The organism is Pseudoalteromonas sp. SG44-17 (assembly GCF_014164235.1).
In the GTDB taxonomy this organism is placed as follows: Bacteria; Pseudomonadota; Gammaproteobacteria; order Enterobacterales; family Alteromonadaceae; genus Pseudoalteromonas; species Pseudoalteromonas rhizosphaerae.
This window is the reverse complement of record NZ_JACJEV010000005.1, coordinates 58,593-69,911: the sequence shown is the minus strand read 5'-3', so window position 1 is coordinate 69,911 and position 11,319 is coordinate 58,593. Positions and strand designations below refer to the sequence as shown.

General features: G+C 39.1%; 2 protein-coding genes. Both read right to left on the bottom strand.

What is annotated here, in order from left to right:
• Positions 1-10: 10 nt before the first annotated feature.
• Positions 11-1,291, bottom strand: coding sequence for a PQQ-binding-like beta-propeller repeat protein (locus tag H5182_RS05700; protein ID WP_182759684.1), 1,281 nt, complete (start codon positions 1,289-1,291; stop codon positions 11-13).
• Between the two features lie 994 nt (positions 1,292-2,285).
• Positions 2,286-11,165: an InlB B-repeat-containing protein gene (locus tag H5182_RS05695; RefSeq protein WP_182759683.1), complete on the bottom strand. Its 8,880-nt coding sequence runs from the start codon at positions 11,163-11,165 to the stop codon at positions 2,286-2,288.
• Between the last annotated feature and the right edge of the window lie 154 nt (positions 11,166-11,319).

The following is an 11,319-nucleotide window of genomic DNA, read 5'->3' as shown; positions in this document are numbered from 1 at the left end:
AAATAGGGGTTTACTTAGCCACGCCACTATTTTGATTATCCCGGTGAATTTTAGACCAAGTATTAGGCATTAAACCTATGCTGTCGGTTTGAATAGCCACAAGCTTACCTGTTGCATTTACATCGTTACGGTCTCCCTCTGAAATAGTGCCAATATACAAGATACCTTGACTATCAATTGCTGGAGATGACCAAGTAACACTGGCCTTTAGATCATATTGCCATGCAAGTTCACCATTAGAGGTATAAACATGTATTAAATCATTTCCTGTAGCGAAATAAATATTACCATTGTCGCCAACTGCCGGTGATACGTTCACGTTACCTGTAATTTTGGTTTGCCATTTAATTGCTTTTGAATTGAGTTCAAGCGCATAAATTTCACTATCGTCATTATTATTAGTACCAAAATAAATACTGCCGCGTGACTCATCTATCGCAACTGATGAACGAATATGAGGCGTATTGAACACCTGTGGGTTTGGTAATTCAAACTGCCAGCGAAGATCCAAATTATCATCAAAGCTGTATAAAATTCCAGCATCAGATCCAAAGTAAATATTATTGTTAGAATCAATAGCTGGAGTAGAGTAAACCAAGTCACCTTCAAAGGTGTCTATATCTTTGAATTCGCCAACTAACTCATAACTATTTAAATCAAGCTTAAGTACGCGGCCTTCATCATAAAATACCAATTCTCCATTGTGATTTACCGCTCCATTTACAAATCGGTCTTGTCGCTCTGCACAGTTACATAAGCGCTCAAACAAGCTCTCACCCGTTTGCGCATTAAAAGCGCGGATATCTAACCCCGTATATATCACCTGCTCTTTATAAGCCGTAACCTTAGTTAAACCAGAGCTCGTTTGCAAAGCATAATCTGATACGCGTTGACGCCACATTTGCTCGCCGCTACTATTTAGAGCTACTAAATCGCGATATGCTTTTTCAAACTCACCTACTCGCTTATCAACAGTGAAATAAATATTTTCATTATGTACAACAGGGCTTGAACGCACTTCTTCACCATTAGGCAAAGTGTAACGCCACTTTTCACTGCCATTGCGGTTATAAGCTACCATCAAATCACTGCCTGCGGGGTCATTGCGCACATTCTTAGCTGTGCCTATATAAATTGTTTGCTCATCAGCACTGAGTGCCAGTGACGAGTAATAAGCAAAGCTTGTTGTTGGTAATAATTTTTCCCACACTAAGCGCGACGCTTCTACTTTATCTGGCTGTTTATCTGCATCAGATTTTGTAGTTTGTGGGTCATCGCTGCCCCCCCCCACCACATGCAGATAGAAGAAGACTTAACGCGAATATAATTGGTGCTTTAACTTTAGGCGATTCAAACTGTAAATTCATGTAATTCCTTGATAATTATTATTTATAGCTAAATAAATTCTACGAAGAAATCACAACAATGATAGGCACGAATAGCAGTTAAATTTTTCTCATAAATTTAAAATATTTTTATCTGCCTTAATGGCGTTACTAAATCGTTGAGACGAATTACTTATTCTTAGCGCCTGGTATTGCCTCCAAAGGCACGCAACTATTAGGGTCTAGCTCAAAGCCCTCATGCAATGCATTTTAGCTAAAAACGCTTTACTTAAAGGCTCACGTGCCGTGATTGAATGATATTCAACCTCTCCTTTATGTGTACATTTATAAGGATATACATACTGATTTTCATCAATCTCTGCTGATGAGTCACTCATCGCGCAGCCCGATAAAGCACCAACCATCAAACAACAAACAACAAAAAATTAAACGACCCACCTCCATACGTAGCAGCGACTTTATGTCGCGTCCTTTTAAGGGGTTATCCCGCGTCGAGTTTACCCCGAAACGTAGCAGCGACTTTATGTCGCGTCCTTTTAAGGGTTTATCACGCATCGAGTTTACCCCGAAACGTAGCAGCGACTTTATGTCGCGTCCTTTTAAGGGGTTATCCCGTGTCGAGTTTCCCCCGAAACGTAGCAGCGACTTTACGTCGCGTCCTTTTAAGGGTTTATCCCGTGTCCTTTTAAAGAGTTTACCTCTCGCTTTAAGATAAATGACGCGGGGTAAACCCGCTGCTACGATTAATATTTAACCTACAAGGAAAGTAGATGAACAATGCATATCGGCTCAGAAAAGGCAGAGTGTCCTTACCAAATCATTTTTATAACATTACTATTGTTACCCATCAAAAGAACCTTTTCTTACTGAGTTTGATATGAAAAGGAAAATCATAAATACATATGTATGCAATGCAATGCAGACCATAACAGAATAAGGCTACCTAAGAGAAAACATGTAGAGCCCTTTGTTATAGTCGCCAAGCCATAATATATCGTTATTAACTATTGGCTCCGTTGGATACGTACCATTGGGGTTAGGGTATTCAACTACAACATTACCGTTTTTATCATAATACCTGATTATGTCGGCCTTTATTTCTAATGGGAAGTTGATACCCATAGTTGCTTCTCGAATACTACCATCGGCACCTAATAAATAATCCACCTCCCCAGCAGTGTGATTTAAAATAATTTTATTCTCATAAAACATAGGTATGTAACTATTTAGCTGGGTACCTTCATTTATTCTTTCTAACTCAAGCTTTTCATCCTCAGTCATAAAAAACTGGTATGAATAAAAGTTTGTACCTGCTGAACTAAATCCAAAAACTTGATTACCTATACATAGTAAAGTTTTTCTTGAGCCACTATAAATACTTGTGTTTTCTTTATTCAGAACAATAACAGAGCTGTAGGACCCCCCACCCCCTAAGGTTCTCGTATAAAAAACTTTGTTTTCTCCACAATAATTGATATCACCAGCAAACCTAACTGAAGGCAGTATTCTGCTAGATTTGAGTTTTCTTTGAGTTGTATAATCATATTCAGCAATTTTAACTGTCGATGCGTGATTATGAACAACGTACTGAAGCATAAGATTATTATCACTTGAAGCTACAGAGCGAAAGTACCGAGACTTCTTATCCATGGTATCTGATAAATCAATTAGCAAAGCAATTTCATTACTCGATGTATCAATGCTTAAAATTGATGAATTAAATTGAGCAAATATTGTGTTTTCATCTAACCCGCCAATTTTTCTTAGCCCACCTCTTGCCCCTAATACATAAACATTATCTAACTCATCATTTAATAAGGTACTGCTATTACTTTGAGCTGAGAAATAATCGCCAAGTTTATTAAAGTAGCCTGAATTTCTCATACAGTTATATTCAGAGCTTGCTTTCTCTAGCGGTACGTTTTTTATACGCTTCTGAAGAGTTAAAGAATCGATTAGCTCCTCTCTTAAAAAGCACTGTCCATTTTGATAAGTAATATTTATAAATTGTACCTCATTGAAAACACTGTAAAACCCAGCACTTTTAGGGTAAGTGTATTGATACTTTAACTCTAAATCAGGACTGTAAACTCCGTTATCTGTAAATATAAAACTATTTATACATTCAAGCGCACTAACCCTTCCGGCTGAGTTTATAACTTCTATATCAAATTCATTTATTTTTATTTCTGACAGGTTTCCATTAACACCTGCAAACAACCTGTCTTCGACAGCGCAAAGATTTTTTGAACCACCATAAAAAAACTTTCTATATCGTTTTATAAATTGCCCTTCTTTGTAATCTAGAACAATAATGTCCGATTTAAATATGGTTACCAATATATCATTCTTAAATACCACTCCGTATCCTGGCCTTGCATTTTCAATAGAATTTGTTTCATGAATTAACGCTTTATTTTTAACTTTTAAAAGCTTTCCATTTTCATCGATATCCATAATAATCACGTAGCGCTTAAAATAATCAGAGCCATTTAGTGTTGATTTTTCAAGGACTCCAACATACAAGTGGTTTTTGTCGTTATAAAGGTTATCAACTTGAGTATTAAAGCGATCAAAGCCGATATCTTCTAGTAAGTAGCGTTTAGTTGTGAGGGTAGAATAATTACTTACTATAAGCTTTCCATTACTGGTCCCTTGATAAAGATAGTTATTATAAACCCTCTCAGATAAAACATTTTCCGCAATATCAGTTTCACCTTGCTCTGTTACGTCAAATTGATGATTGAGCTGCAAACTCAGTATTTGGTCATCTTTATATTTTAAATAAGTAATCCAATTAATAGTTTCAATATAAAATAAAGCACTCTCATCAAACTGATTACCACGTAAATCCGCACTGTTTAATGCTAAATTATCGTCAAGGTTAATAGTTGTAAGGTTATTATTAGCTAAGTTTAAGCTGGTTAACCCTGTCATATAGCTCAGCTCAACAACCGATGCAATGCCTTTATTACTGCAATCCAGCGTGGTTAAGTCAGCCAAACGAGTCACTTGTTGGCTACTCACATGCGCTTGTACACATTGGGCAAAGTGAGTGTCGGCAAACTCAACACCGAGTACGTTGTTATTGGAGGCAGCTACGCTAAGCCATAAATCTTGTGCACCATGTAAATACACACCGCCCGATTGTTGTTTAACATATACAAATAATTCGCCACTGTTGTTTGGCGTACAATCAAGCTTGGCGCTTTGTGCCGTGACCGCGTATATCGTTTCACAGTTAGCATCATGCACGGCTGCCGCTATTGTAGGTGGTAGGTTTTCACCTTCAATAGTGAGGGTAAACGGCTGGCCGTATTGCAGCACATCGCCTGTCGCTGTTTCGGCACTAATATTCGTTACTTTACCCGTTACACCGCTGCGATTAAAGTCGATAAAGTCTGATGGGTCTATCAGCCCTTCATCATTTTTCATAATAGTATAAGCACTCGCAATCTGCTCTGCAGTCATTGCCGCATGTTTAGCTTTATCGTGGCTGTAATAACCTATGCCATTATCATGCGGGTATAGGTCACTCCCTGGGGCAATTGTACGTAGTTCAAAGTGTAAATGAGGAGAAAGTGCAGTCATGCCTTTTGCAAGCCTTGCGATTACCTGCCCACGAGAAACAGCATCACCTATCTGCACGCTAAATTCTTGGGTATTTTCACTCAAGGTTCCATCTGTTTGAGCTGGTGCCGTAATATGGGTATATAAACTATACACATTACTACCATCTGTTAAGGTGTGCTCAATAATCATGGTGTAACCACCGGTTTGATAACCACTTTGATAGGTTGGCTGCAAGTGCGTTACTTTACCATTTGCGATAGCGTAAACTTGTTCGCCAGCATCATTTGTGGTGTTCCAATCTTCACCTGGGTGCACACCACCAAATAATGTGCCGCCATAATTACCTAAGAACGACCCTGTGTCTTGTGCATTTCGCCAACCTGTTGAGCTGTTTGTAGTGCGAGTGTGATTATCATTGACTTGTGTTTTAGTGTAAGCATGATTGAGCTCTTGCGTTATTTGTTCCGCAAAAGGAACTGGCTGTTGTTGCTCATTTAACCCTCTGTTCCCAAGGGGATAGTCAAAGCCGTCAACTACATTATCTATTGGCGATACCGTTGGTATTAGTGTGACTGCCAAGGTACTACTATTTCCTAAAAACTCAACAGATAGGGTTATTACACGTGTTTGCTCTGAGGCTTGCGTAGTAAGCAAGCCTGTTTGCGATAGTGTTACACCTGTGTATTCTTCATTAAGTTGCCATAACCCTTGCACTTGCTCTGTTGAATTATCACTGTATGTAACTTGTGCACTGAATTGAGCGCTTTCACCATGCTCTAAACTTGTTTGCCCTAATATTTCAATGGCTGTTATTTGAGTGCGCACAGGGGATGGGTCTGTGCCTGCTTGATATTCATCAATATTAACAATACCGTCACCGTCTGAATCTTGTTGTGCATCGTCAACTAATGGGTTTAGGCCAAATTTAACCTCCCAACCATCGGGCATACCATCGCCATCACTGTCTTGGCTCGAGTTTGAACCATTGCAGGTATTAGGTTGCGTACCAGCGGCAAATTCTTCTAGGTTACTTAGACCATCGTTATCTATGTCGGCCTCGCCACGGTAATCAGGGCTAGCCCCATTAATACAATACTGTTGTTCCCAGTAAAGTGGCATACCATCGGCGTCTTCGTCCGTGTAGTCAATTTCTATAGACTGATAATTGCGAGCTAGTTTACCAATTACACTGTCGTGGCCAACATAGTAAATAGTGTAGACATTACCAAGCTGCCCCGTAAAATCAGTAAGCCCAGCTTGCGGTTCAGTTAATTGGTATGGCGCAGTGGTTTGCCCATTATTACTTAAGGTAAAGACTTGCCATGCATTGCTTAGTGGTACAAACTCATTGGTTTTATTGCTTGAAAAAACACTTCTTCCCGCTTGTGTTGTTGCCTCAAGCGTTACCATTGCCCCCTGGTGCTGTGCTATTCCTAATTCAATAGTCGGTACACTAAATAAAGTGGCAGCACGTAATTGTTCAACATTACCTTGCGCGGGGTACTCCCAAATTAAAGCACGCTCTGCATCTTTAGGATATTTAACCAAAGTTTTACCCCAAACCGATAAATCAGCCCAGCCTGTTAATGCTATATGGTATGACGCGGTTGCATCATGTAGACGGTAATTATAAAAACCTTCTTGGCTATTATGATCAACCTGTAAAATACCTTCGACCCCTAAAGATGTATTGAGTGCGGGTTCTAAGGCAAGACCTGCGGTTGCTACTTTATAAAATTTTGTGCTGAGCTTAGGGATTAGCTTCACGTTAAGGTTAGCATTAGCGGCTACTTTAGTGGTGAATTCAAGCGATTGCGTTGTGCCGTCATTTTGTACTCTCCGCCATTGGCCGTTTTCATATACCAGCCCCATTTCAATAAATTTGCTAAAACTAAAATCATTTTTAAATTCAATGCTCGCATCAGCGCTGAATGTTGCTTCTGCATCTATAACAAAATCAATCTGCTGTACTACAGGCACATAGCCTAAAGCGTAAACTTTATAGTAGGTTTTTTTATAAAGCGGTTCTCTATCATAAATAGGCTGATTGCTTTCGTCTTTTTTAGACATATCACCCGTTTTGTAGGTTTTTTCAAATTTTCCTTCTAACGTGGCAAATGCCTCTAGATCAAAGTCTAACTTTCCTCCTAACATAAGCCTTGCGTTGTCAATTTCACCGCCTTGTAGCTCTATGCCCATATCTAAACGAGGCTCAAAACCGAGTTCGTAATCAAAGCCTAACTGAACTGTTTTAGTGTTATTTTCATACAGCATGATTCGCTTGGAGCCAGTGCCTAAGTTGATATCTTTTTGAATAAATAAATCAACAGTAACCTCTACGGTATCGTCTTCACACCTATCAAGTGTGCGAGAGCATTGAAGGTCTTTGGCGGTAACTGCAACAGTTAACTCAAACGGTACTATGTCTCCTTGTTGTTCATATAACTCAGTAAATACTTCATGCTGTACTGATGTTGGATACCAGTTGAGCGTATCACTTACACTACTACTTGAATCAGAAAAACCATTTTTAAACTCAGGAAGTTCAAAGTTTTGCTCTCCAATTTTAAACTCGACAACCTCATAGCCTGTAATAGCAATATCATCATCTATATCACTTTGCTTTGCTATTTCAGCAGAAAAGTCTAACTCCAGGTTTTGCCCCACTTTACCAATACGGTTTGCTGGTAAGTTTATGGAAATACCATCATCAAGCTCATTAGTGATTTCATTAATGACTATTGGAAATTCGACGTTAATTTCTTCTTTGCAACTAAAACTACAGTCGAGTTCCAGTACTTCTACCGTAATTGATACCGTATAAGCTTTGCCTTTGGTAACGCCATGGTATTTTTCAGGTTGCCATTCAAAGTAAATTGGCCAATCTGTGTTTTTGTCAGAATTAGCTGTTATTTTAGCGCCAAAATTTTCGAGATCATCTTCGACATCTGAATGGGTTAACGACCATGTAATATTATTAAGAGAGTATTTTTCAGGCTCAACTAATAAAATATGACTCTGAAAGCTAAACTTATCATCAAAATTACCACTCAACTGCTCTGGCAATCCTGAAATCATAATACCGTGCTTAACCTGCGTGCTTTGAGTTGTTTGCCCCTGAACTGCCTGGTTAGGCGCAATAAAAGTTAATAACTTGTCTTTAAATGACAGAGGCTGTTGTAAGCTACGAATTTTTTCGTTTTGTTCTATGTATTGCTTTACTTCTGGTGAGTGACTTTTATTTACTTTTTGCACTACCATTAAACCAGCATCTTTCATTATTATCCGCTGTTCAAGCTCTTGCCCTTTAACTTGCGTATTGGTTTTGTACTGGGTTGCTTGGAGCTTTCTTTGGTTGGTTTGAATACTATTATTGGTGCTAGTACTATTTTGCGGCTCATATGTAATGGGCTCAAATAACGTAAAGCTACTATTAAACTCGCCGCTTTGTACTACATCTGAAATACCCGCATTTTCTGTTGTTACTTCTACTTGATTATTGTTTGTCTGGGTAGATACAACCTTGCGTAGGTAATTAAATTCGCTAAGTTTTTCTAAATCATTCGAGTATAGAATATCACCAACTTTTGGTAGCTCACTGTTATCATTTAAGCGATAAGTAATTGCGTTTGATGTAATAGCGGTCGGCTCTAATAACAGTTTTTCAGCGCTCGAATGCGTGCTACCTGTTTCTATCACTGACTGTTTAGGTGTTAAAATCGATTCCTGCAATGAAAGTAATTGCGCACTACCAACTTGAGTTTTAATTTTTACATAATATTGTGTGTTAGCTGTTAAATTTTCTAACTGTGTTGTAAACACACCACTTACTTCTTTTGCCATAGTTACTTGAGTTACATCTTCTATTGGTTGCTCAGAAATGTAAATTTGATGTGTTGCACTTGCAATATCTTGCTCAGTAAGGTTTGTACCCTCAATTAACCACACCACTTCCATTAGATCTGGCTGAGGTGTGTTAAGTGAAATTATTTTTGTATTTTCAGCAATGCTTGTATTTTCTTTAAATTGAACGGCTACCGAACAATCATTATTTATTGGGCCAGTTGTATATGTATTACCAGCTAATTGCCCACCACATCCATCAGCATTAAATATAAAGAAACCTTCATTTGCAGTTATCTCAAAACTAGCTTGCTCACCTTCTTTAACTTGAATTTCACTTGCTGTAACACTACCGCCAACACTTGTTGAAATACTGACTTGATAGTCAGGCCTGTTATCTGTAAATGTTGAAATAACACTACAATTGGCTGTAACCGCCCCTGTGGTGTAGGTATTACCACTTAAGCTACCATTACACCCTGTAACAGTATTAATACTGTAGCCACTGTTTGGCGTAATAGTAATTTGTGCATTACTACCATGATTTACACTTTGTGTTGCTGGGTTAACCGTACCACCTTCACTTGCACTGGCGCTTACTGCGTAGCTATTAATACTAAAACTGGCTTGTACTTGGCAATTTGCGGTTACTGCTCCTGTGGTGTAAGTATTGCCATTTAAGCTGCCGTTACAGCCTGTGACAGAGTCAATACTATGGCCTTCGTTTGCTGTTACAGTGAATTGCGCATTACTACCATGGTTTACGGTTTGTGTTGCGGGGCTAATGGCACCACCTTCGCCCGTACTGGCGCTTACTGTATAGCTGTTTAAACTAAAACTGGCTTGCACCTCACAGTTTGAGGTTACTGCTCCTGTGGTGAAGGTATTGCCATTTAAGCTGCCGTTACAGCCGGTAACATTGGCAATGCTGTAGCCTTCATTTGGTGTCACTATTAGGCTTGCTTGCTGCCCAATATTAAGCTCTTGGCTCATAGGTGAAATACTGCCACCCGCGCCTGCCTGTGCAGTCACTAATACTGTTTGAGGGTCAAATGTTGCGCGCACCTCACATTCAGCGGTAATAAAACCCGTGGTATATATATTACCTGTTAGCAACCCATTACAGCCTTGAACTGATTCGATATTATGACCCTCGTCAGCTGTAACGGTAAAAGTTACAGTATCGCCATAAGTAGCCAGCTGCTCAAGTGGGGATATTTGCCCGCCTTCGCCCGCTTGAGCAGTGACTAAAAATGACGTAAGTGAGTACTCTGCTGATATTTCACAGTTTTGTGTAATTGCTGCCGTTTGATAACTGGTTCCATTTAAATTGCCGTTACACCCTGTTACACTTTCAATGCTATAACCTGCATCAGTTGAAATAGTAAATAATGCCGTATCACCATGAGCCACTGCTAGACTCTCTGGCGTTATAGCCCCGCCAATTGACTGATTAACTGTCACCGAGTGCATTCTTATAACAGCTGGGCCACCAGGATCTTTGATCACCCCATTAATCACGCCATCGCTATCACCCGCTCCACCATCGGTTAAGGTTAATGTAAGTGTTAGGCGGTCATCACTCACCGTTATATTGTCTTGATCCAGTGCTTGCCATTGCTGTGCTATCAGTTTTTGGTAGGTAAACTGTGCGGGTAATGTATTTTCATAGGTTATTTGCAGCTCGATGGTTTGCCCTGCTTCAGTTGCAATATCAACGGCGAGCAAGTCACGTTCGAACTCAAGCGTGCTATTTAAGGCCGGTAATTCTGGGTTTGAGGGCTCAATAATCCCCTTACTTGAAGGAAGAATGCTTCCCCGATCATTTAAAACAGTTACATTTATTTGCTCTTCATCTTCACTATTGAAGACTTGGCTAGTTGGCAGAGTCGTTGCTTTTACTTGGCAGTCAGTTGTGAGGGTGTCTACTTTATACAACTCATTACTCAACACACCATTACAACCTGTTATTTCATCTAATAAATAACCAGGACTTAATTCATAATTAATGACTGCAGAATCACCATAAACATATTTATTTTTATCTGCATAAAGTGAGATATAAGCGTCACTTTCAAGCGTCACATTAATAGTTTTAGGGTCAAACGTTGCGATAACTTGGCATGATTGCGTTGCGCTTTCAATGGTGTAATTATTATTACTATATGTACCATTACATCCTTCTACATTAGCAACTTTGTACCCTTCTGAGGGCTGCAATTCAAATGTACCACTCTCACCCTGTTTTAAAACAAGGCTTGTAGGTTGTAGCTGCCCCTCACCTTTCACATCGGTAGATATAGTGTAACTTTGTATAGGTTGCTCAGTATTTTTTTTGTTATCGTCACTACCACCACAAGCGGTAAGCAATGCACACAATACAAATAACACGCTCTTATTCATGTCGATTCCTTGGCTTTTTTATGTTTCAAGCAAAATTAACTACCATAAAAATAATATTAACTATAAGGAATATACAGACACGTAATTTGTTTTATTTTTTCTCAAAAAATTTTAAATATTTTTCTGGTAGCAGCGGGTTTATCCCGCGTTTCTC